Annotated in this window: 19 protein-coding genes; 12 read left to right on the forward strand and 7 right to left on the reverse strand. The window is 54.9% G+C overall.

The window, feature by feature from the left end; all coding sequences use genetic code 11:
* On the forward strand, nt 1-624 hold a 624-nt coding region (locus tag NOU37_08685; GenBank protein ID MCQ4575307.1), incomplete at its 5' end, for a PHP domain-containing protein.
* Between the two features lie 35 nt (nt 625-659).
* Here the strand turns inward: NOU37_08685 and NOU37_08690 are convergent.
* Nucleotides 660-1,763, reverse strand: coding sequence for a DNA recombination protein RmuC (locus tag NOU37_08690; protein MCQ4575308.1), 1,104 nt, complete (start codon nt 1,761-1,763; stop codon nt 660-662).
* A 472-nt stretch (nt 1,764-2,235) separates the two neighbouring features.
* Between NOU37_08690 and mfd the strand changes: the two genes are divergently transcribed.
* From mfd to NOU37_08710, 4 genes are all read left to right on the forward strand, one after another.
* On the forward strand, nt 2,236-5,562 hold the full coding sequence (gene mfd, locus NOU37_08695) for a transcription-repair coupling factor (protein ID MCQ4575309.1): 3,327 nt from the start codon (nt 2,236-2,238) through the stop codon (nt 5,560-5,562).
* A 24-nt stretch (nt 5,563-5,586) separates the two neighbouring features.
* Nucleotides 5,587-6,591: a peptidylprolyl isomerase gene (locus NOU37_08700; GenBank protein ID MCQ4575310.1), complete on the forward strand. Its 1,005-nt coding sequence runs from the start codon at nt 5,587-5,589 to the stop codon at nt 6,589-6,591.
* 24 nt (nt 6,592-6,615) lie between these two features.
* Nucleotides 6,616-7,245 (forward strand): hypothetical protein, encoded by a 630-nt coding sequence (locus NOU37_08705; protein MCQ4575311.1) that lies wholly within the window; start codon nt 6,616-6,618, stop codon nt 7,243-7,245.
* A gap of 244 nt (nt 7,246-7,489) precedes the next feature.
* On the forward strand, nt 7,490-8,095 hold the full coding sequence (locus tag NOU37_08710) for a hypothetical protein (GenBank protein ID MCQ4575312.1): 606 nt from the start codon (nt 7,490-7,492) through the stop codon (nt 8,093-8,095).
* 96 nt (nt 8,096-8,191) lie between these two features.
* Here the strand turns inward: NOU37_08710 and NOU37_08715 are convergent, their stop codons facing one another.
* The 3 genes from NOU37_08715 to NOU37_08725 form a co-directional block, all read right to left on the reverse strand.
* Complete coding sequence (locus NOU37_08715; protein MCQ4575313.1) at nt 8,192-8,485, reverse strand: hypothetical protein; 294 nt, start codon at nt 8,483-8,485, stop codon at nt 8,192-8,194.
* A gap of 77 nt (nt 8,486-8,562) precedes the next feature.
* Complete coding sequence (gene tyrS, locus NOU37_08720) at nt 8,563-9,783, reverse strand: tyrosine--tRNA ligase (GenBank protein MCQ4575314.1); 1,221 nt, start codon at nt 9,781-9,783, stop codon at nt 8,563-8,565.
* Entirely contained in the window at nt 9,783-10,544 is a 762-nt protein-coding gene (locus NOU37_08725) for a CPBP family intramembrane metalloprotease (GenBank protein MCQ4575315.1), read from the reverse strand. The genes tyrS and NOU37_08725 overlap by 1 nt, the downstream gene beginning before the upstream one ends.
* A gap of 332 nt (nt 10,545-10,876) precedes the next feature.
* Here NOU37_08725 and NOU37_08730 point away from each other — a divergent pair, with 332 nt between their 5' ends.
* The 4 genes from NOU37_08730 (at nt 10,877) to cysC (ending at nt 14,689) form a co-directional block, all read left to right on the forward strand.
* Nucleotides 10,877-11,281: a hypothetical protein gene (locus tag NOU37_08730; protein ID MCQ4575316.1), complete on the forward strand. Its 405-nt coding sequence runs from the start codon at nt 10,877-10,879 to the stop codon at nt 11,279-11,281.
* Nucleotides 11,282-11,296: 15 nt separating this feature from the next.
* A complete protein-coding gene (locus NOU37_08735) occupies nt 11,297-12,442 on the forward strand; it encodes a hypothetical protein (protein ID MCQ4575317.1) in 1,146 nt (381 codons plus the stop codon).
* Between the two features lie 220 nt (nt 12,443-12,662).
* Nucleotides 12,663-14,054: an alkaline phosphatase family protein gene (locus NOU37_08740; GenBank protein ID MCQ4575318.1), complete on the forward strand. Its 1,392-nt coding sequence runs from the start codon at nt 12,663-12,665 to the stop codon at nt 14,052-14,054.
* Nucleotides 14,055-14,158: 104 nt separating this feature from the next.
* On the forward strand, nt 14,159-14,689 hold the full coding sequence (gene cysC, locus NOU37_08745; protein ID MCQ4575319.1) for an adenylyl-sulfate kinase: 531 nt from the start codon (nt 14,159-14,161) through the stop codon (nt 14,687-14,689).
* 42 nt (nt 14,690-14,731) lie between these two features.
* Here cysC and NOU37_08750 read toward each other — a convergent pair whose 3' ends face one another.
* From NOU37_08750 to NOU37_08760, 3 genes are read right to left on the reverse strand one after another with little or no spacing between them, the layout of a single operon-like run.
* Entirely contained in the window at nt 14,732-15,856 is a 1,125-nt protein-coding gene (locus NOU37_08750) for an aminotransferase class V-fold PLP-dependent enzyme (GenBank protein ID MCQ4575320.1), read from the reverse strand.
* 16 nt (nt 15,857-15,872) lie between these two features.
* Complete coding sequence (locus NOU37_08755) at nt 15,873-16,931, reverse strand: AIR synthase family protein (protein ID MCQ4575321.1); 1,059 nt, start codon at nt 16,929-16,931, stop codon at nt 15,873-15,875.
* A gap of 10 nt (nt 16,932-16,941) precedes the next feature.
* Nucleotides 16,942-18,027 (reverse strand): 4Fe-4S binding protein, encoded by a 1,086-nt coding sequence (locus NOU37_08760; protein ID MCQ4575322.1) that lies wholly within the window; start codon nt 18,025-18,027, stop codon nt 16,942-16,944.
* Between the two features lie 193 nt (nt 18,028-18,220).
* On the opposite strand from NOU37_08760, the gene ispG reads away from it, so the two are divergent.
* From ispG to rseP, 3 genes are all read left to right on the forward strand, one after another.
* Nucleotides 18,221-19,300 carry a flavodoxin-dependent (E)-4-hydroxy-3-methylbut-2-enyl-diphosphate synthase gene (gene ispG, locus NOU37_08765; protein MCQ4575323.1) on the forward strand — a complete coding sequence of 360 codons (1,080 nt, stop codon included), beginning with the start codon at nt 18,221-18,223 and terminating at the stop codon, nt 19,298-19,300.
* A gap of 96 nt (nt 19,301-19,396) precedes the next feature.
* A complete protein-coding gene (locus tag NOU37_08770) occupies nt 19,397-20,551 on the forward strand; it encodes a 1-deoxy-D-xylulose-5-phosphate reductoisomerase (GenBank protein MCQ4575324.1) in 1,155 nt (384 codons plus the stop codon).
* Nucleotides 20,538-22,352: an RIP metalloprotease RseP gene (gene rseP / locus NOU37_08775; GenBank protein MCQ4575325.1), complete on the forward strand. Its 1,815-nt coding sequence runs from the start codon at nt 20,538-20,540 to the stop codon at nt 22,350-22,352. Before NOU37_08770 ends, rseP begins: the two co-directional genes overlap by 14 nt.
* The last annotated feature ends 13 nt before the right edge of the window (nt 22,353-22,365 follow it).

Raw genomic sequence — 22,365 nt, forward strand, 5'->3', positions numbered from 1 at the left:
CACACGAAATCACTCCACATCGCCAACGGGCTCGACGAGAAACGGCTCCTGAAGCAGATACGGGAGATTGACAGACTAAATGAGAAGCTTAGGGGGTTCAAGCTGCTTAAGTCGTCTGAGTGCGACATACTCGGTGACGGGACTATGGACATGCCGGACGAGGTGCTGGAGAAGCTGGACATCGTGCTTGCCGCCGTTCACACCGGGTTCCGCCAGCCCAGGGAGCAGATAACCGAAAGAATACTTGCCGCCGTCCGCAACCCCTACGTGAACATAATCGTACACCCCACCGGGCGGCTCATAAGCGCACGCGAGGGGTATGACGTGGACATGGACAGGCTGATGGAGGCATGCGCCGAGACAGGCACGGCCCTTGAGATTAACAGCCACTTCGAACGCCTCGACCTTAACGACATAAACGCCAGAAAAGCCAAGCAGATGGGCGTCCGTGTGGCCGTCAATACGGACATGCATTACATCGACCAGTTATGGCTGATGGAGCTTGGGGTCGGCGTCGCCCGCCGGGGGTGGCTGGAGCCCAAAGACGCGATAAACACCTACCCGCTCGAAAAACTCCTCACCTTCTGCGGGGCGAAGCGGAAAAAGATGACCGCGGGACGGTAATCGATCATAAATCTGTTAGATGGGGTGCTTAACCGCTATAACATTTCCCGCTGCGCCTCTTGCGGGGCAGGGGGGGATTCTATTTTTTTGGCGGGCATTGACTTGCTCTCGCCCAGCGGCTCAAGGTGTTCAAGGCGGGCGCCGAATTTGTCAAGATCCTTGCCCGCATCCTCATACTTCTGGAGACTGTTACGGAGGTGCTTGCCCAGCGTCTCAAAGTCGCCGCCAAACCTGCCAAAATCTCCCCTGAGCGCCTGGAGATGTTCCAGGACCTCCTCAACCCTCTCCTCCAGCCGCATGCCTCTCAGGCCCAGCAGTATGGTCTGCAAATACAAGTAAAAGGTGTTGGGCGAGACGGGGATGACTTTTTTCCGCATGGCGTAGCCGGAGATGCTGCCCCCCGCGGACTCGTCCTTCACAATAGTCTCGTAGTAGACGTTCTCGGCGGGTATATACATGAGCGCGAAGTCAAACGTCCTCTCGGCGGGGCGGATGTATTTCTCGGCTATGGTGTCGATGTGCTTCTTTACGTTGTTTAAAAATTCTTTCCGCGCGCGTTTCTTTATGTCCGCGTCGTCCGCCTCGATGCAGCGTTTAAAATTTTCAAGCGGGAACTTCGCGTCTATCGGCACAAGCCTCTCGCCGAGCATGATAACGGCGTCCACACGGTCGCCGCTCTTGAACTGGTACTGAAACTCGTAGCGGTCCTGAGGTATAATCTGTGTGAGCATGTCAGTTAGCAGGAATTCACCGAACCCGCCCCTCAGTTTCGGCGGCCGCAGGATATCCTGAAGACTTGCGATGTCTTTACTGATTTCAACCACACGGTTTGTGGTCTGGTGGAGCTGCCCCAGCTTGTTCTGCACGTCGCCCACCACTTTAGCGGCGTTATCGAGCCGCGAGCCGAGGGCCTCGTGCGAGCGCATTAAGAGTTCCTGGTGCGAGTGGAGGCGCTCCCCCACCTGTTCCGTTAGCTGGCCGAGGCTCTGGCGGGTCTCGTTCCTCATGTCGTTCAGCTGCTGCTGCAGCATCAGGGCCTCTTCGCCCTTGCCGCGCCTCATGAAGGCGACCGCAATCCAGACGCATATCCCCACAAGGAGCACCAGCAGGAAAAGAATCGCGAGGTTCATGAGTTCCATAGTAAGCCTTCGTCCCTTTTATGTATAGTGTTCTTTCTTCTTTTTATAAACCTCGACCCGGAGACGGTTGTCATTCTAAGGTCATCACATATTGTCTGTTAACCACCTTCCCGTACAATATCTGACATATTAACCGATTTGAACTTCTCACTCAATGGTTTTTCACTGACGTTGTCTACCGCAGGCGTTCAAATAATTATGGTAGACAACGACCTTTACGGTCGTTGAAGCAGAGTAAACTCTGCCGCTACAAGAACTATATTTGTCGCGTCGGGCCTCCGTACCCGGCGTCTTTCTTTTTATGTCCGATATCTCCATCAGACGTTATTTTTTTCCTCGTCCGATGCGGACATCGGACGCTACAGATTCCCTCGCGTGTTACCCCTCCCAAATCCCCTTGACACCGTTGCGCGGGGTGGATTAAAATCCAGTTGTCTCCCCATACACATAAGATGTAAACATGGAAGTATTTATGAAGGCTCTGTCTAAATTAATCCGAGGCGGCAAAAAATTCCGGTCTCTGCTTGAGGACCTGAAATCCGGCGGTGAGGTGTATGCAGGCGGGCTGTGGGGCTCGTCGGCGGCGTACCTGGTGAGCGCGCTGGCTATTGATATTGATGAAAATAAAGCGGCTCCCTCCAAAATATTCGTTATCACCGCCAATGTGGAAGAGGCCGAGGAGTTCTGCGAAGACCTTAACCTGTTCCGCCCCGGCACGGCCTCGGTCTTTCAGCCCTGGGAACGTTTCTCTACCGATAAGTGGAGGCCGTCGGTACAGCTCCCCGCCGAACACCTGCAGATACTTCACCCGCTCCTTTTCAGCGGGGAGAAAGCGAAAAATTCTCCCGGGTCCCATGCCACCGCTATAGTCTGCTCCATACAGGCACTGTTGCAGGGACTTCCCCGGCCCGGTACGTTGATAAAGAACACCTGGAAGCTATCGGTCGGTGACGCGATAGACCGGCAGAAGGTACTGGGCTGGCTTTCTGAGAGGGGTTTTAACAAGGTCTCGCGTGTGGGGGCCCCCGGCGAGTACGGGTTTCGCGGAGGGATTATGGACGTCTTTCCCGCGTCCTCCGACCTGCCCGTCCGCATAGAATTCTTCGGCGACACGGTGGAGTCGCTGCGCCTCTTTGACCCCGGCACGCAGGTGTCCGTCAGGGAGATGAGTGACGCCAACATACTCGCCCTCAGAGAGGAGACGTCTCTTGCCGAAGAAGAGGGGTCTCTGTTCGATTACCTCCCCCGCGACACATGGGTTATGTTGAAAGAGCCGGCACAGATTGAGGACCGCGCCCTGAAAACCGTTCAGACCCAGCCGCGGACCCTCGACTACGGCGCGATAAAAGACAGGTGGCAGGGGTATACCACCCTGTCGCTCTCATTCCTGCCGTTTGCGGATGAAAAAGCGGCGCACAACTTTGAGGTGGAGTCTGTAGAGCGTTTTGGTACGTCGGCGGCAGGTAGTGATAACGGCGTTCAAGATTCCGGGAAGAGAGATTCTCACGATTCAAACCTGTCCGCGAGTCTCGCCGCGCTCGGCGAGTTGGACAGGGTTATGTCACAGGCCCCGCGGGGCAAAAAAGTGCGCACGGTCGTCTTTTGCGCCAACGAGGCGGAGAAAAAGCGGCTCCAAGAGCTTTTGGCCGGTACGAAGACGGGTCTCGAGCTGGCCACGGGCAGACTCAACAGGGGGTTCTTCGCAAGAGACGCCGGGCTCGTACTCTTATCCAACCATGAGATATTCCATCGCTACAGGGTCCGCCGCAGGCCGGGGAAGGCCGTGCCCGCAAGGCCCATCGAGAGCCTTTACGAGCTTGAGCGCGGCGACTGTGTTGTCCACGTCGCCCACGGTATCGCCCTGTTTCATGGTGTTGAGATGCTGGAGCACGAGGGGCAGAGCCGCGAGCATCTTGTGCTGGAGTTTGACGGCGGGACCAGGCTCTACGTCGACGGCTCGAAGATGGAACTGGTTCAAAAATATATCGGTCCCAGAGAGCACCACCCTCCGCTGAGCAGGCTGGGGGGTCAGGGTTGGACGCGCAGGCTCAAAGATGTGGAACGGGCGGTTACCGACCTGGCCTGCGAGTTGCTTGACGTGCAGGCCATGCGCCGGGCAAAACCGGGGATAAAATATCCCGCCGACATGGAGTGGCAGAAGGAGTTTGAGGGCGAGTTCCCCTACGAAGAGACCGAAGACCAGCTAAAGGTAAACGAAGAGATAAAGGCGGACATGGAGTCGCGCAGGCCGATGGACCGGCTGGTGTGCGGAGACGTGGGTTACGGGAAGACGGAGCTGGCGATACGGGCCGCGTTCAAAGCGGTCATGCACGGCAAACAGGTGGCCGTACTCGTCCCCACCACCATACTCGCCCAGCAACACTACAGGACGTTTTCCGAGAGGATGGCGGATTACCCCATAAGGGTAGAAGTCCTCAGCCGTTTCAAGACCCGTTCGGAGCAGAAGGCCACACTGGAGTCGTTGACGCAGGGCGCGGTTGACGTTGTGATAGGGACCCACCGGCTCATACAGAAAGACGTCAGGTTCAGGGACCTGGGGCTTGTCGTGATTGACGAAGAGCAGCGCTTCGGGGTTGGGCATAAAGAAAGGCTTAAGAAGCTCCGTCAGACGGTGGACGTACTTACGCTGACAGCCACGCCCATACCGAGGACCCTCCACATGTCGCTGCTTGGGCTGCGGGACATTTCGTCCCTGAGCACGCCGCCGCAGGAAAGACAGGCCGTAAAGACCAGGCTGATGCACTACTCCCCCCAGAAGATACGCCAGGCGATCCTCTTTGAACTCAACCGTGAAGGACAAGTATACTTCGTTCATAACCGGGTTTACAACATAGAGAACGTGGCCAGCGAGCTTTCGAAGATAGTGCCTGAGGCGACGATTGCCGTCGCGCACGGACAGATGTCCGAAAAAACCCTTGAGGAAAGAATGGTAGCGTTTATTGACAAGAGGTTTGATGTTTTGCTATGTACCACTATAATAGAGTCCGGCATGGACATCCCAAACGTCAATACTATCTTTATAAACGATGCGGACATGTTCGGCCTGGCGGACCTCCATCAGCTCCGGGGCAGGGTCGGCCGTTACAAACACACGGCCTACGCCTATCTGCTGTTACCTGCGAAGAGGCCCGTCACCCCTGAGGGGGAAAAGCGGCTGAAGGTCATTGAGGAGTTTTCCGAACTTGGCGCGGGTTTTAAGATAGCACACAGGGACCTGGAGATACGCGGCGCCGGCAACGTCCTCGGGGCCCAGCAGCACGGGCACATACAGGCCGTGGGTTACGAGATGTTCTGCCGGCTCTTGAAGTCGGCGGTAAGACGTATGAAGAACGAGCCCTCTCCGCCGCCGGGCAGGGACGTTTTAATAAACCTGAACCTCGACTCGTACCTGCCACAAGAATACATGCCCGAGGAAGACCAAAAACTCGAGGCATACAGGAAACTCTCCCGTTGCGGTTCTGTCGAGGAGATATCGAATTTTGAGACGGAGCTCCGGGACAGGTTCGGACCGCTGCCCGCGGAGGCAAAGAACCTGCTTATTGAAAAGGAATTACGGCTTGCGGCACAGGCGTACAGTGTCCGTTCCATTGTCAGAACCAACGGGAGGCTGGTGATGAAGGTGGATGACCTCCGGAAAGCGGAGGCCGGTCTTTACGGTGTGCGCCATCGGCTCCGGGTTATCGACGAGAAAACGGTGTGCCTGGAACTTCCCGGGAGCGACGCATCGCCGGAGGGCGCGGTGCATTTTCTAAGAAAGGTCTTCAAGCTCAAGGCGTAGCGTTTTAAGAGGAGGACTATCTCTTTGAAACTATTCTATCATATTCGACACGCGGCATCCGTCGTGTTTATTGCGGCTACGGTGTTCTTCACGCAGGGCACGCTCGAGGCGGAGAGGCGGTACGTGGGTACAATCGTGGCGGTGGTTAATGACGAGATAATCACCAAGGAGGACGTTCAAAGACGTGCGGCTCGGGCAGCGGCCGGCATTATGAATAAATATAAGGGGCGTGAATTGCAAAGGAAATACGCGGAGATACTTCAAGGTGTCCTCGATGAGCTCATAGACAGGCAATTGCTGGTACAAAAGGCGCACAGCATCATAGACAAAAACCCTTACGTGCAGGAAGAGATTGAGAAGGAACTGGATAAATTTATTAAGGACGCGGTGGCAGAGGTAGGCTCGATAAGCGAGTTCTACAAGATTGCCGTAAAAGAGGGAATCAACCCTACTGAAAAGAAGGTACAGTTCAGGGACGACCTGATGGTTGAAAAGCTGCTGAACTCATACGTATTTAACAAGATAAGCATTTCCCCGAGAGACATCAGGGAGTACTACCGGGAGCACCGGGACGAGTTTGTGGTAGAACGGTCGGTAAGGGTGGCGCAGATAGTCCTTAAGTTCAGGTCTTATTCTTCCAAGGAAGAGACCTGGAAGACGGCGGAAGAGATAAGGGACAGGGCCTTAAAGGGAGAGGATTTTAAGACGCTGGTAGAGGAATTCTCCGAGGGGCCCAGGGCCGCCCAGGGCGGTGTCTGGGAATTCGATGAGGTGCTGCAGATGAGAGGAAAGTTGAAAAGAACCGCCCTCGTGCTGGAGAAAGCCGAGATAAGCGAGATCGTGCGCACCGGCAGGGGCCTCCACATCCTCATGGCAGAGGAGGTCAGGGAAGTCAAGGAGCCGGACTTCCAGAAGTTGCAGGCGGATATAAAAAACAGGCTGTTCAAACAGAAGGCCTTAAAGAGAAAGCGAGAGTACTTAGCAGAGCTTAAAGAGAATGCCGTGATAAGGGTCGTCCAATCGAGATAATATTTCACACGAGGGATATACACTATGGCTATAATTGCTGATATTGACATCGAAGAAGGTTTTGAGAACCGGGGACAGATATGTAAGATGGTTGAGGAGGTCATCTGGGAACTGGGTATAAACGATAAACTGGCGAGTGTGTTAATTACAACGCCCCCTTCCGGTTCTTCCACAGACATGAACTATTTCCACCCGAAGAATAAGCACCTGGATCTCGAGATAGTGGATTCCCTGCGTAACCTGGAGGGCCGGGTCAGGCACGAACTCATGCACGTAGCAGACCAACTGGATAAAAAGTTCAAATACAAAGAAGCCCGTGTACCGAAAGAGGGCACCGCCGAGCACAGACGTTATAAGTATCTGTGGAACATATACATAGACAGCCGTCTCTCGAGGAATGGAAACCCCGCCTATGAGACCTGCGACGGCCGGAAAGAGGAGATGGGAGAGTGTTACCCTGAGCTGAGTGCCGCCTTCAGGGAAAAGGCCTTTGATTATCTCTGGGAACTGGAGCCACTTAACCAGAAACAGATTACAGATATGAGCTGCGACCTCTTTTCAGCGTCAAAGGAGTTGGAGTCTCTCTCCCGCTCACACGGGGAGAAACTGCGTAAATTCAAGAACCGGGAAGAGCTGGAAAACTACGGAAAGTAGGTTGCCTTTAAGGCCGCGGGAAGGGGTTCTTTCCGGAGAAAATAATCAAGGATTTTTGACAACTGCTTCAGATTCCCGCCCCGCCCGTCTATATGGAATCGGTGGAAGAGAGAGGGGCAAACGACATAAGATTGACTGTGAGAGCCCTCAATAAAGGCCGTCCCAAAAAACCCTTATGTCATTCTGTTTTGAGAGTTCGCTGGCTCATCGTTTGAAAAGACACGGGTACATACGAGGAGAATGAATGACGACGGAGAACGACGAACTGCTCATAAAGGTCCGGCGGTATCAGGCCTCAATGTTGAAGGACGCCTACCGCGACCTGATGGAAGATGAGGGTCACAAAAAACTTGTCACCTTTCTTCTGGACACCGTTTACGCGCCCGAGGACATATACGCGACCGCCGAGACCTTCGGGGTGATGTACGATTATTCCATAAAAAGACTCAAGGATGAGCCGGCAGCGATGTTCTCAAAGTTGATGGAACTAAACCGCCTCACCGATGAGATTGACCGGTCTCTGGCGCAGAAGATTGGCGGGGCGTCAGAGATAACCGGTGCCGCTTACGGGGACGCGCTGCGTGCGTGCGATAACCGCAAAGACCGCGAGCGCCACGTCGGGCTCCTTGTCGAATGCGTTACCTCCCTCCACCAACTTACCCGCCACCCTCTTAACGCCTTCATGTTCAAGGGCATAAAACTGCTCCTGCCGTATCTGGGCCGTCCAAAGGCCATAAAGGTCGTTGAAGAAGGCTACAACACCCTCCTCGGAATAGAAGACATCTCGCGGTTCGGAGAGGTTGTAAGGAAACGGGAGCTTGAGAGGCTGGCAGGGGCATACGGAGATTAGCGGCTTCATTCGTTTAAGGCCACCTGCGGGGATATACATCCGTCCACACAAAATGTGACGGCTTTTCAACCTGAAGAGGACATGGTGTGGGGACTACTATCGTGCGGCCGGGCCTGAGTCTTTCTCCGGCTCCTTTGGCCTTTTTACCCTGGCCCGAACACATATTATCAGGTTGGCCAGGGCAAACGCGCCCCAAACGCCCTCCAGGGTGGCAAATACCCAGTTCCTTAACTGAAACGCATACCAGGCAAGCACAAACCCGCCGATAAAATTCATTATCTGGTAGTGTATTACGTGCCGCCCCCTCCCCCAAAAGTTTCCCATTATGAAGGCGGCAAGCAGCAGGGTAAGACCCAAAATACCCATGGACATCTCAAAGGGGGTTCCCATCCTTACAAGGCTACCTTTCGCAGGAGAATGTAGGGGCGATTCATAAATTGCCCCTGTAATCGTCTCTAAACGACCTGCTAATCTTCCACACCGATCCGGGCGAAGCGGCGTTTGCCCACCTTTATGACCATGCCGGGGGTTATGTCTACCTCCGCATTTGTATCTCTACAGGTCTTGTTGTCGATGGTAACCCCGCCCTGGGCCACCAGCCGCCTTGCCTCGCCGTTGGTCTTTGCAAAGTCTCCGGCAACCAGAAGCTTCACAATCCACATCTTGCCGTTCTTGAGTTCTTTCTCCGGGAGCACGACTTCAGGCATATCCTCGGGCAGCTCGTGTTCCTTAAACACCCGGTCGAACTCCTTCGAGGCCCGTTCAGCCGCCTTCCTGTCCCAGTACCTGGCGACTATCTCCTTGCCAAGTTCGGCCTTGGCCTCTCTCGGATGGACGTCGTGGTGGAGCAGGTCATCTATCCGGTTTTCGTCCAGGTCCGTAGCCAGTATGAAATACTTCTTCATAAGGTCGTCCCTTACGGACATCGCCTTTCCGAACATCTGGGTGGGTTCTTCGGTTATACCTATGTAATTCCCCAGGCTCTTACTCATTTTTTTATGCCCGTCCGTGCCCTCAAGGAGCGGCATGGTCACGGTTACCTGCGGTTCAAATCCCCAGTCCCTCTGCAGGTCTCTGCCCACAAGGAGGTTAAAGAGCTGGTCGGTGCCTCCCAGCTCCACGTCGCTTTTTACCATTATGGAGTCGTAGCCCTGCATGAGGGGATAGAGGAGTTCGTGCAGGCTGATGGGTACTCCGGAGGAGTAGCGCTGGGTGAAGTCGTCGCGCTCCATCATCCTGGCCACCGTAATCTTAGAGGCGAGGTTGAGTATCTCTAAGAACGGCATCTTTTCAAACCACTTGCTGTTGTACACTACCTCTGCCTTGTCCGTGTCAAGTATCTTGGCGGCCTGTTCCAGATAGGTTTTGGCGTTGGCCATAACCTCTTCTCTTGACAGTATCGGCCTTGTCTTATTGGCCCCCGAGGGGTCACCTACCATGGCTGTGTAATCACCGATAATAAATATGGCCGTGTGGCCTAACTTCTGAAATGCCGCGAGCTTGTGGATGGGGATGGCGTTGCCTATATGGATATCGGGCGCCGTGGGGTCAAGACCAAGTTTGACCCTGAGCGGTCTCTTTTCTTTCCGGGACCCGCGCAATTTCTCAAGCAGCTCTTCTTCCCGCACTATGTCAACGACGCCCCTCCGGATTATCTCAAGCTGCTCTTCTGCGGGTCTGAATGCCATTAAAACAACCCCTCTGACTGTTTAATCCAGAGAAGGGCGCACAGGGACACGGAGTTGTGCAGTATGTGTACCGCTACGGGCGCCGCAAGCGTTCCCGTCTTTTCGTACAGGTACCCCAGAAGCAGGCCCAGGATGAATATCTGGATAAATATATAGAGATTAAAATGTACCAGGGCAAAGAGGAATGAGGTGAGGAGGATGGCCTTTACACCACCCAGTGCGTCCCTTAAGGCAGGCTGTAGAAAACCCCTGAAGAGCAGTTCTTCCGTCACGGGACCAACCAGTATCCCAAAGGCGAGGATGGCGGCCACACCGAAATAGGACCTCTCCTCCAGAAAGCGTTGTACAACCGCCTGGTGTTCAGGTGTAATCCCCGCATTTTTTGTCATAAGCTCCACCAGAAAACCTGACGCGAGAATAACCGGCAGTACGACCGCGTACCTCAGGAGGCCCCAGGTCAGGTTTTTCCTCCAGTCCAGCAGGCTGACTCCCAGGGCTGCCAACGGTTGGGCCCGGCGAACCCTTACTATGTATAAGAGGTAGAGGCATGAGAGGGTATTGGTTATTAAGACAAGCGTCAACATCACCATGTTCTCGCCAAAGACCGCGCTGGGGTCCTGACCGAACAACTTGTGAAACCCGAACAGCAATATCGCAGAGCCCAGGCTCATCATCAGGAAATAAAACGCAAAGACCTTTATGGCATCCCCCACGTCCCAGGGGCAGACCCTGTCTCTACTCATTATGTCAGGTGTGCTCATATATGACTCACCCTCACGTCTTTGGCAGGTTTTTTTAAGAAAGGTCTCCCTGCTGAACGCCTCAAAACGTATGGTTAATTGATTCATTCTATCGGTCTTAGCGCGAAAAATCAACGCCTTTGGCCGTTACCGTGTATTCAAATAACTGCGTGCGGGGCGATGCGTATCTTTAACCGTTTGCACGGAATGAGGTCTTACGGCATGCCCGACCCGGAAGAGGTCCACCCCACCGTGTGTTTATTGGCGCATTTTTCAACTTGACGGGTATCCAAAATTCAGTAAATATATAAATCTCTGAAAACAGTCGTCTTAATGGAGAGATTGAGATAAACATTACATTTGACAAGCAACTCTCGGTAGTACTGGAAAACCTTCCGGGCACGATGGCGGGCGTGTGCGCTTCACTGGTGGACGCGGGGGTCAACGTCCTCGCCCTTGTCATAGCCGATATGTGTGACACCGGAGAGCTACGTATAATAGTGGACAACTGGCAGAGGGCCAAAGCCGTGCTCGAGGAGGACGGCTACGACGTGCTGGTATCAGAGGTATTAGTCGCCGAGATGACGAGCATGCCGGGGGCCATGGCGGAGATCGCCCAAAAGCTGGCAAAGGGTAACGTGAACATAGAGTACGCGTACTACGGCATCATAGAAGACGAAGAAACCAAAAAGGGCAAGATTAAGGGGGTTATCAAGGTCTCCGACTCCGCGAAGGCGCTTGACATCCTGGGTGAATAGTATTGGAGGTCTCTTTTGCACATACGTAAACTCCTTTATGCGCTCCTGCTCATCCCCTTTTTCACCACAACCGTCCTGGCGCGTGAGTGTGAACTGGAATGGAGCACGCCGAAAAAGGTAGTGTTTGACGGCAGAAACTATCTCGTCTGGACCTACGAGATAAAGAACAACACGGACAAGGTAATATCCGTCCCCGTGGCCGTCTTCCTCGCTACTGACACCGGCGGCAGATATCACGACCGCTACCATCCTGAACTCAGACCCCTGGAGGAGGGAGGAGAGGCTTACGAGAACGCCGATACTATGGCAGGCAACTTCCAGCCCCGCCAGACAAAAAAGGCCGTCGCGTACTTTGAAAACGTGGATGAGAACGCAAGGGTGCTGCACATTTACGTTACGGGCCTGTCACACTTCTTCTTCTGGAGATGGAGACTCGTTAATTACTCTTACCGCATAACCTACAGACGGTCGGGGGAAACGTGGAAACTGGTTGAACACGGCTTCTCAAAAGACGCCACCCACAAGGACTACGAAAGCGACAAAGACATCTACCCGATGGGCGGGCCCGTCACACGTTCCGCCTACCTGCCCGATTTGCGCTTTTACCTCAAGGCCCCGAAGGCCCCGGAGGGTGCCAGGCTCAACAAGATGGTGGAAGACTTTATCGACGTGTACGACGCCGTCTTCAACGCCGGCAAAACAAAAAACCCGAAAAAGGCCATCGCACTCTGGGAGGCAATCACAGACCGGCGCGACTATAAGGAGCTCGACCTTAAGTCTCCCGAAAGGGTATACACGTGGGAAGAGGCGTGGGAGAAGAACAAAAAGCTAATCGACCAGACACATGCCCATATGACACGGGAACCCTACGAAGAACCTGCCCGGGCACTATGGAAGACCTCGAAGATAGACGGGTTCAGGAAAATGAAGAACGGCGTTGTCGAGGTCTACGTCCGGTACGCGATGTTTTATAAGAAGAAGTACCGCTATGGGCTGGCCATAATTAGAATCAAAAACACGGCGCCTTACAGGCTCATACCAAAGTGGAACCAGTACCCCTACAAATCAAGGTGGAAGATATCCGACTACCGCTGGAAGCACATATCCAAGCCGGAATATAACAGAAAAGTTTTCGCCGGATACCCGAAGGTGAGATGGTAGGGATAATTTATTGGGGGCGCGGTATTGCGGTATTAGTAACACACCGCGGCTTACCTTGAGAAGATCGTAAGGTCTGTCCCTGCAAAACACTGTCATTCTGAGGGAGTGAAACGATCGAAGAATCTAGATTCTTCGCTGCCCCTTCGCTACGCTCAGGGCTTCGGCTCAGAATGACACCGTGTTTTAGGTAGCTTTTGTAGAAGTCCTAAGTACACAACCTATGGTATATCCAAAAAAGAAAGTCGTGGTAATCGGACTCGACGGCGCGCCGCCGGAACTCATCTTCGACAGGTGGCTTGACGAACTTCCCACACTCAAGCGGCTCACGTCAAACGGCATATACGGCCGGCTGGAGAGTACCATCCCTTCCATCACGTGCCCGGCCTGGGCCTCTATGGTTACGGGCAGGAACCCGGGGCGGCTCGGCATCTACGGCTTCAGAAACCGCGTCCGGTACGATTACGGCGATATGTCATTCGTAGACTCCTCCTGGGTAAAAGAACAAAACGTATGGGACGTCCTGGCACGATGCGGGATGCGGTCCATACTCCTGGGCATCCCTCCCACATACCCGCCCAGGCCCGTAAACGGCCTGCTCGTCAGCTGCCTCCTGGCAGGTGACACCTCCGGCGCGTACACCTTCCCGGACGGGTTCAAAAAAGAGGTGGAAGATATTTCCGGCGGATACATCCTGGACGTCAAAGACTTCCGGACGGGCGAAAAGGGGGCCGTTCTCAATTCTATCTACCGGATGACGGGAAGACGCTTCAGACTTGCCCGAACCCTCTTGGGGAAAAAGGACTGGGACTTTTTCATGCTGGTGGAGATGGGGACGGACAGGGTGCAGCACGCCTTCTGGAGGTTTTTTGACCGTGAACATCCCAGATACTGCCCAGACACCGAATTCTCAGACGCCATCCTCGACTACTACAGATACCTCGACCGGGAGATAAGCGGGATACTGGACGTCGTGGGAGACGACGTGACCTTTCTGGTGGTCTCAGACCACGGGGCGAAGAGGTTTGAGGGCGGTATCTGTGTAAACGAGTGGCTGATAGCAAACGGCTACCTCCGGTTGAAGGAGTATCCGGCCAGACCCACGCCCTTCCGTGAGTTGAAGGTCGACTGGCGGCATACGACCGCCTGGGCGGAGAGCGGCTTCTACGGCCGGGTGTTCTTAAACGTCCGGGGACGCGAGCCGCTTGGCGTCGTGCCTGCCCACGACTATCACCGCACGAGAAACGAACTGGCCCGCGGCCTTGAGTCGATAACAGGTCCTCACGGCAACAAGCTGGACACAACCGCCTTCCGGCCCCAGGAAATTTATCCTGAGGTGCGCGGCATAGCCCCCGACCTGCTCGTATACTTTGACGACCAGCGCTGGAGGTCTATCGGGAGCGCCGGCCACCGCAGCTTCTGGACCGCGGAAAACGACAACGGCTCCGACGACGCCAACCACTCGCAGCACGGCATATTCATTATGCGCGACCCCATAATAAAAAACCATTCCGGCGCAAGGGACGGACTGAACATCAAAGACGTCGCCCCCACCATACTCGCGCAGATGGGCGTATCCGCGCCGGCCGGGATGGAAGGAAGACAAATCAACTAAAACGGGGTTGGAAAATTTTTGTCCATCCTGGTAAAATAGATGTTTTGCCTGAGTCGTAATCATTGATCCGTTGAGTAGTACGCAGAGAGGAGGGAAGAAAAAGAGTGGCAAAGGGAGCTACAGTATGGTTTACGGGGCTGCCAAGCTCCGGGAAATCCACCGTCGCCCATAACGTGGAAAAACTTTTGCGGGAAAAAGGGCACAAGGTGGAGGTCTTTGACGGTGACGTAATCCGCAAGAATCTTTGCTCTGACCTCGGTTTTTCCAGGGAGGACAGGGACACCAACATAAAACGCATCGCCTTCGTGTGCAAGCTGATGACGCGTAACGACGTGGTGGCCATCGCCGCCGCTATTTCACCTTACAGGGAGACGCGCGACTACGCCCGCAGCGAGGTCGGCAAGGACTTTATCGAGGTCTACGTCAGGGCGCCGCTGTCGGTCTGCAAGGACCGCGACGTAAAGGGCCTGTACAAGAAGGCCCTGGCCGGAGAGATAAAGGGCTTTACCGGCATTGACGACCCCTACGAGGAACCGCTCGACCCGGAACTCATCCTGCACACGGACAAGGAGTCCGTGGACGAATCCGTACAGCGGGTAATGGGTGAGCTGGAGAAACGCGGTTATCTTTCGTAGGCGCAGGAATCCACCCGCGGTGATTAACCCCGGATAAAAAGCTCACGGGAGGTGTTTTAGCAGCCGGTCTATCTCTTTGTGGGTGTTGTAGAAATGGGGCGATACACGGATGGCGCCGTTCCTGATGCTTACGATGATTTCCTGCTCTGCCAGGTAATTACGTACAGGTTCTATGTTATGCCGTTCCGAACCAAATGAAACGATGCCGGACCTGTCATTGCTCTTGCGGGAACTGAAGACCCTGTAGCCCTTCTCTTTGAGCCCGCACACCAGGTGGTCTGTGAGTTCAAGTATCCACGCCTCTATCTCCTTTATCCCCACCTCAAGTATGAGTTCCAGCGAACCCATGAGGCCGTAAAGGCCCAGCGTATTCGGCGAGCCGCACTCAAACCTCGACGCGTCCGGGCGCAGGGTGAAATCATAGTCGAGATAATCCTCTTTATTGACAACGCTTGCCCAGCCGACCTCACGCACCATAAGTTTTTCCATCAACCCTTCCCGGGCATAAAACACTCCCACACCCTCGGGGGACAGGAGCCACTTGTGCCCGTCCACCGACATAAAGTCTATGCCCGCCTTTTCAACGTCCAAGGCCAGGGCGCCAAGCCCCTGTATGGCGTCCACCACAAACACAACGTCCTTATCCCTGCACAGCCTGCCGATACGCCTGAGGTTGTTCCTGAAGCCGCTTGAAAATTCCACGAAACTTATCGAAACGACTTTTGTCCTCGAATCAACCGCCTTCTTGATATCCCCGAAAGGGATACGGCCCTTCTTGTCCTCTTTCACTAATTTTATCTGCACTCCCCTGTCTCTGAGGTTCATCCATGGATACACGTTGGCGGGAAATTCCACGTTCGTTATAACCACGTTATCACCTATGGCCCAGCTAAGACCGTTCGCGACAAAGGAGATGCCCTCGCTGGTGTTCTTCGTAAAGGCGATTTCAGCCGGGTCGGCGTTTATGAGCCTCGCCGCCAGGACGCGCGTCTTCGTTATGTCCTCCGCCCACCTGTCTTCATTGATGCCCCCGTGTCTTGCCATCTCCTCCACAAGGGCCTTCATGTAGGACGCGCCGCGGAGGGAAAGCGGGCCTATACAGGCGTTATCAAGGTAGGTGTATTTTTTCGTTACGGGAAACTCTTTGCGGATTTGTTTGATGTTCATGGCCGTATACCTACATTCAGCGGGGCAGCGGGTTCATCCCTTCCTTCTCAAACAGTCTTGCAATCTCGTCCACCTCAAAGGCGGGGAATTCCTTTGCCGTGCCGTCCTCTACTATCTTCAGCCCTTCGTCTTTCCCGGTGAGCGAGCCGATAACGCCGGCCTTGACGCCCTCCTTCCTCAGGGCATCGAGTACGGCTTCCGTATCTTCAGGTGCCTGTATGATAAGAAGCGCGCCGGAGGATATCATGCCCATGGGGTCAAGTCCGTAATGCGCGCACACCGCCCCAGTCTCAGGATAGCAATGCACGCTGGATTTATTGATAGTGGCGCCAAGTCCGGCTATGCCCGCCATCTCTATGACCCCGGTCGCCAGCCCGCCCTCCGTGAGGTCGTGCATGGCGTGCACCCTGCCGGTAGCTGCGGCGGCAGTGGCCTCTCTCACTATACTAATCCCCGGATTATTGAGAAATTTTTTAGCGCGTTCAACAAACTCCTTGCCGTAACCGCCGGTTAAATCTTTTTCCCGCTCCCGGGCCAGTAGAGCCGTGCCCTCTATGGCGATGCCCTTTGTCAGTATAATATCATCGCCGGCCCTGATGTCCGTCTTTCTTACCAGCTTGTCTTTCTCCACCTCGCCCAGCATCTGGCCGACCACCACGGGCCGCTCAAGTCCCGCGGTTATCTCGGTATGCCCGCCGCAGACGGTTACCCCTAAGTCTTTCGCGGCCCGGAAGATATCGTCAAATATCGCCCTGACCATCTCCTCGCTTGATTTCCCCTCCGGCAGGAATACCGTCGCCAGAAACCACCGGGGCACCGCACCCAGAGTGGCGATGTCGTTGGCGTTTATGTTTACCGCGTACCAGCCTATCTGTTCGGCGGCAAACGTGATAGGGTCGGTCTTTGCCACCAGATAGGTATTTGGGCTCCCAACGTCAAGCACGGCGGCGTCCTCGCCCACCCTGGGCCCTATAATAACCCTGGAGTCGCCGGCGCCTGCGCTTTTTTGGGCCAAAAGCTCTCCAAGGAGTTTTGAGGGAAGTTTCCCTACAGGAAGGTTTTTTTGTCGCCCCATAAAGACCCTCTTAAAATTTGGGAGCGGATGCCGGATCCTCTACGATAAATTTCCCCCGCTTATGTTCATACTTCGGGTCGTTCAGCTCGGCAACGCGCGCGATATATTCCTCAGTGGTCACGCTTGTCTTCCAGTGGCCTTTATACTTGGCGTACGAGGTCATGCCGACAAAGAAACCGATTATGACGAAGGCATATACCCAGTAGCGCACGTCCCACTTCCTGCCGGCCACTTTCATCTCAAGCGCACCCGGCACGGGGCAGACCTTGATGCAGTCATAGCAGTGCCAGCACTCCGGCGACGTCACCACGTCGGTACGCATCACGTCCAGGAGCACCGGGCATGCCGTGCTGCAGGCGCCGCAGTCTATACACGTATCGTTCCTGACCACCCTGACGCTCAGCGGGTTATTGTACCACAACAGGGCCAGAAAGGCGCCGTAAGGACACAGGTAACGGCACCAAAAATTCCTGGTCAGAAATGACAGCCCCACCAGCACGCCCAGCGCAATTAAGGTAGGTCTGTCTATCTCCATAAAGAACTTCATCATCTGTACGTCCGCCACCCGGATGTAGGGCACGTGCTGGTAGAACGTGTCCGCCAGGAAGCTGGAGTCCAGTTTTATGATTATCTGATAGATGAAGAAAAAGAGTATCAGATACTTAAAGCTCCTTAGGGACCAATCCAGTACGGTGGGCAGTCTAAAGTTCCTGCCGAGTACTTTGTCGCCAGCCCTCCACAGCCACTCAGAGACGGTCCCGACAGGGCACATCCAGCTGCAGAACCCCCTCCCGAATAAGAAGGCCGAAAGGAGTATGGTGGAGAGTATGACAAAACCCGCCGGGTGGATGGGGTCGACGTGACCCGTCACCATGAAGTATTTTATGCCCATAAGTGCCCCTATGGGCAGGAAGGCCTCCACACCGGGCGGCCGTTCCACAAATTCGGCGGTACCGCCCGACTCGCAGTACTCGACGAACAGATAAAACTTATAGCTGATCATAAGTACCAGGAGGAAAAAGGCAATCTGTATAATCCACCTGGCCCTCTGGGAGTTTACTTCCCAGTGCCAAATATCCAATAATTTTTTTACCAAATGCCGCTCTCTCAACGATTTCAGAAAAGGTTTTCCGGGCAAAACTTAAGTATAAGGTAAACTTCCAATGTGCGTCAAGTATATAGCCAGACGTAGAATAGAGGCTCGCAGGTCATTTTTAATTTGACCGATGTTCCGGGACGGGCTATAATGCCCACTTAATCCACTTATTCATAACTATTTGTAAACACAAATGATAGAACGAAGAAGGTCACGGGCCGTACGCGTGGGCGGCGTGCAGATAGGGGGTGATGCCCCCGTGTCGCTGCAGTCAATGACCAAGACCCACACAACGGACATAAAGGCCACCGTAGAGCAGATAAAGGAACTGGAAGAACTTGGTTGCGAGATAATACGGGCGGCCGCGCCTACCAGGGAGGCCGCAAGATGTCTGGGGGAGATTAAGAGGCAGGTACGTATCCCGCTGGTGGCCGATATACACTTCAGCCACAGGATGGCCCTTGACGCCATAGAACAGGGCGTTGATAAGATACGCATCAACCCCGGCAACATGAAGGACCGGAAAAAGGTGGAAGAGGTGGTGCGCGCCGCCAAGAACAAAGGCGTTGCCATCAGGATAGGGGTAAACTCCGGCTCAATACGGGCCCGTGGCGAAGAGGACGCCCCCATGGCCGACCTTATGGTCAATGCCGTCCTTAGATACTGCGAGCACTTTGAATCCCTCAGTTTCAGGGACATCGTCCTCTCACTAAAGGCCTCGGACGTGCAGACCACCATGGACGCCTACCGGCGTGTGGCAAAAGAGTGCGATTACCCCCTCCACCTGGGGATTACGGCGGCAGGCCCCGCCTCGTCTTCAATCATGAAGTCCGCGATAGGAATCGGGGGGCTTCTCTCGGAGGGCATCGGCGACACCCTTCGCGTCAGTATCACCGGTCATCCCACGGAGGAGATAAAGGCCGGCAAGTCCATCCTTGAGGCCCTGGGCCTGCGGGAGACCGAGGGCTGGGAGCTTATCTCATGCCCTATGTGCGGCCGTTGCGAGATCGACCTGGAGACGATCGTGGAAGAGGTGATGTCAAAACTCCCGCCGGGGAAGCGCGGCCTGCAGATAGCCATAATGGGCTGCGCCGTAAACGGCCCGGGCGAGGCGCAGGAGTGCGACATCGGCATCGCCGGCGGTCACGGCTTCGGGCTCCTGTTTAAAAGGGGTGAAATGATACGTAAGATCCCGGAATCGGAGATGGTCACCCAATTGCTGAAAGAACTTGATGAGATGTCCGCCCCCACAAACGGCGGGTCGGGCAAGTGATGAGATGATAACTGGTAGGGGCATGGCATGCCGCGCCCCTACTCTACTACGTGGGTGCGGCGTGTCGCACCCCTTACAAAACTACAGCCTGTCTAAATGAAAAACATAGCAATACTCGGCTCCACCGGCTCTATCGGTAAAAATGCCCTCAGTGTAATACGTTCCCTGGGGGCGGGGTATTCCGCTGCGGCCCTGACTTCCAACAGCAGCTGGGAACTGCTTGCTCAACAGGCCGAAGAGTTCCACCCAAAGAGGATTGCGATTGTGGATGGAGAGGGAGGCCGGCGTCTCAGGGAAAAACTTTCGGGTAATTCCGTTGAGATACTATCGGGCGAAGGGTCTATAGAAGAGGTCGTTGCGGACGACGGGATAGATTTTGTGCTCTCCGCCATTGTAGGCTCGGCGGCCCTGCCCGCGACGCTTAAGGCCATTGCGCACAAAAAGGACCTGGCGCTTGCGAACAAGGAGGCCCTGGTAATGGCCGGCAACATAGTCATGACACGGGCGAGGGAGGCGGGCATCTCGCTGATTCCCGTAGACAGCGAGCACTCGGCCATATTCCAGTCCCTCACGGCGGGAAAACGTGACGAGCTGAAGAGGGTTATCCTCACCGCCTCGGGCGGCGCCTTTCGCGACTACCCGGCTGATAAACTGGACGAGGTCACGCCCGAGCAGGCGCTTGATCATCCGACGTGGCGGATGGGGAAGAAAATAACAATCGACTCGGCAACATTGATGAACAAGGCCCTCGAAATTGTAGAGGCCCGGTGGCTCTTTGACCTCAAGCCCGGAGAGATAGAGGTTGTGATACACCACCAGTCCATAATCCACTCCATGGTGGAGTTCCAGGATGGCTCAGTGATAGCCCAGATGGGGCTGCCGGACATGAAACTGCCTATACAATACGCGCTGACCTACCCGGAGAGACGTCCCGCGCCCGCCGACACGGAACCTCTGGACCTGGGGGAACTGGGCACACTGACCTTCGCCAAACCCGACCTGGACAAATTCCCCGCGCTCAGGCTGGGCTTCCGGGCGGCCAGCGACGGAGGAACCCTCCCCGCCGTAATGAACGCGGCAAACGAGGTGGCCGTCCAGGCGTTTCTGGAACGAAAGATAATTTTCTCCGGTATAACAAGGATAGTGGAAGAAGTTATGCAAAGACACACAATCAAAAACGAGCCGTCCCTGGAAGACATTATGACCGTCGACCACTGGGCGCGGGAAGAGACAAAGAATGCCATTCGCTGAGGTTTCAAGCAATATATTACTGGTAATCGTCGGTATAGGCTCCCTGATATTCATCCATGAACTGGGCCACTTTCTGGTGGCCAAGAAAATAGGCGTAAGGGTCCACGTATTTTCTCTTGGATTCGGGATGGCGCTTATAAGCCGGACCTGGGGAGAGACGGAGTACAGGCTTTCCCTTATCCCCCTGGGCGGCTACGTGAAGTTGGGGGGTGAACATCCGAAGGAAGGCGTTCCCCAGGAGAGCTGGGATTTTATGTCGAAAGCACCGTGGCAGAGGGCGCTGGTTTTGATCGCCGGCGTGGTAATGAACGCCGCATTCGCCCTTTTGCTGTTTATCGTCGCGTTTCGCGTCGGCGTGCCGTTCATAACCTCAGAGGTCGGGCTGGTAGCACCGGGTTGGCCGGCCTGGGAGGCCGGGATGGACCCCGGGGACAACATCGTAGAGATCGCAGGGACCAAAAACCCGGACTTCGAAGACGTCTTCACCGCCGTCGCCCTCGGCGGCGACAGGAGCATTCCCATCAAGGTTGACCGGGCGGGCAAGATACTAAGTTTCAACGTTTACCCAAAATATGACCCGGTACACGGTCTCCGGCGGATAGGCATAGCCCCGGCCATGACCCAGAAAATAGGGAGGCTCTTCCGTTACACAGACGGCGCTCCGGCCATAGACGCGGGTCTCAAGACAAATGACAAGATTATTGCGATTGACGGAAAAACCATTGAAAGTGGAGAAGAGCTCACGGAAATAGAGGCGCAGAGCCCCGGCAAGGAGCTCACGCTGACCGTCCTCAGAAACGGCCAGGAAAAGGAGTTTAAGGTCACCCCCCTTAAGACCATGCGCTGGATGATGGGCGTGTCGTGCGCGACGACAAAAGTACAGGCCGTGAGGGCCGGCAGTCTCGCGGCACAGATGGGGCTAAGGAGGGGTGATAAGATACTCACCGTAAACGGCAAAGAAGTTACGGGCTGGTTCCCCCTCACCGAAATACTCGAGGAATCAAAAGAACGCCAAATCGACCTAACGGTTAAAAGGGCGGGAGAGGTCGAGGGGCTGCACCTGTCACTTCAGTCACCCGAGGACAACACGCGCCTCCTTACAGGGGTTACTCCCGTGCTGGGGCTGCGGGTCGACATGGTAATGGAGGGTTTCCCCGCGGCGGAAAAATTAGCCCTGATGCCGGGAGACGAAATCGTTTATTTAGCCGGTAAGACTCCACGGTCATGGGACGACCTGCTGCGTATTGTCACCACCAGTGAAGGCAAGGAGATGACCGTCAAGTGGCTCCGGGACGGGAAGACGCTAAGCGGAAAATTCCAGCCCATCAAAGACGAGAAGAGCGCCATCGGGCGCATGGGACTGCTGCCCAAGGAAAAGACGGTCATAAAAAAATACGACCTCATCGGTGCCTGCAAGATGGGCACATATAAGGCCCAGGTAATGGTCAAAAGGATTTACCTGACCTTGACGGGCCTCTTTACGAAGAAGGTGTCTTCAGAGACCGTCGGAGGGATAATCCTAATCGCCCAAGCCTCGTATGAATCGGCAAAGGTGGGGTTTGGGAAACTATTGTACTTCATGGGTATCATCAGCATGCAGCTTGCCATACTGAACCTCCTGCCCATACCGGTGCTGGACGGTGGCCACCTCCTGTTCCTGGGTATAGAGAAGCTGAAGGGCTCTCCCGTAAGCGAGGGCACGATGGCGGTCGCACAGTATATCGGCCTGGGGCTCATACTCTGCCTGTTTGTGTTCGCCACCCGCAACGACATCCTGCGCCTGTTCATGATGAACAACTAGTAGTCTAGTTTTG

It is taken from the genome of Candidatus Bathyanammoxibius amoris (assembly GCA_024451685.1).
GTDB lineage: Bacteria > Planctomycetota > Brocadiia > Brocadiales > Bathyanammoxibiaceae > Bathyanammoxibius > Bathyanammoxibius amoris.

Excerpts from the sequence above, each read along its gene's own strand:
- NOU37_08755 (MCQ4575321.1), bottom strand. The coding sequence starts at position 16,931 with ATGGGGCGACAAAAAAACCTTCCTGTAGGGAAACTTCCCTCAAAACTC.
- NOU37_08690 (MCQ4575308.1), bottom strand. The coding sequence starts at position 1,763 with ATGGAACTCATGAACCTCGCGATTCTTTTCCTGCTGGTGCTCCTTGTG.
- rseP (MCQ4575325.1), top strand. The coding sequence starts at position 20,538 with ATGCCATTCGCTGAGGTTTCAAGCAATATATTACTGGTAATCGTCGGT.
- ispG (MCQ4575323.1), top strand. The coding sequence starts at position 18,221 with ATGATAGAACGAAGAAGGTCACGGGCCGTACGCGTGGGCGGCGTGCAG.
- NOU37_08725 (MCQ4575315.1), bottom strand. The coding sequence starts at position 10,544 with ATGAGCACACCTGACATAATGAGTAGAGACAGGGTCTGCCCCTGGGAC.
- NOU37_08710 (MCQ4575312.1), top strand. The coding sequence starts at position 7,490 with ATGACGACGGAGAACGACGAACTGCTCATAAAGGTCCGGCGGTATCAG.
- NOU37_08740 (MCQ4575318.1), top strand. The coding sequence starts at position 12,663 with ATGGTATATCCAAAAAAGAAAGTCGTGGTAATCGGACTCGACGGCGCG.
- mfd (MCQ4575309.1), top strand. The coding sequence starts at position 2,236 with ATGAAGGCTCTGTCTAAATTAATCCGAGGCGGCAAAAAATTCCGGTCT.
- tyrS (MCQ4575314.1), bottom strand. The coding sequence starts at position 9,783 with ATGGCATTCAGACCCGCAGAAGAGCAGCTTGAGATAATCCGGAGGGGC.
- NOU37_08750 (MCQ4575320.1), bottom strand. The coding sequence starts at position 15,856 with ATGAACATCAAACAAATCCGCAAAGAGTTTCCCGTAACGAAAAAATAC.
- NOU37_08715 (MCQ4575313.1), bottom strand. The coding sequence starts at position 8,485 with ATGGGAACCCCCTTTGAGATGTCCATGGGTATTTTGGGTCTTACCCTG.
- NOU37_08770 (MCQ4575324.1), top strand. The coding sequence starts at position 19,397 with ATGAAAAACATAGCAATACTCGGCTCCACCGGCTCTATCGGTAAAAAT.
- NOU37_08705 (MCQ4575311.1), top strand. The coding sequence starts at position 6,616 with ATGGCTATAATTGCTGATATTGACATCGAAGAAGGTTTTGAGAACCGG.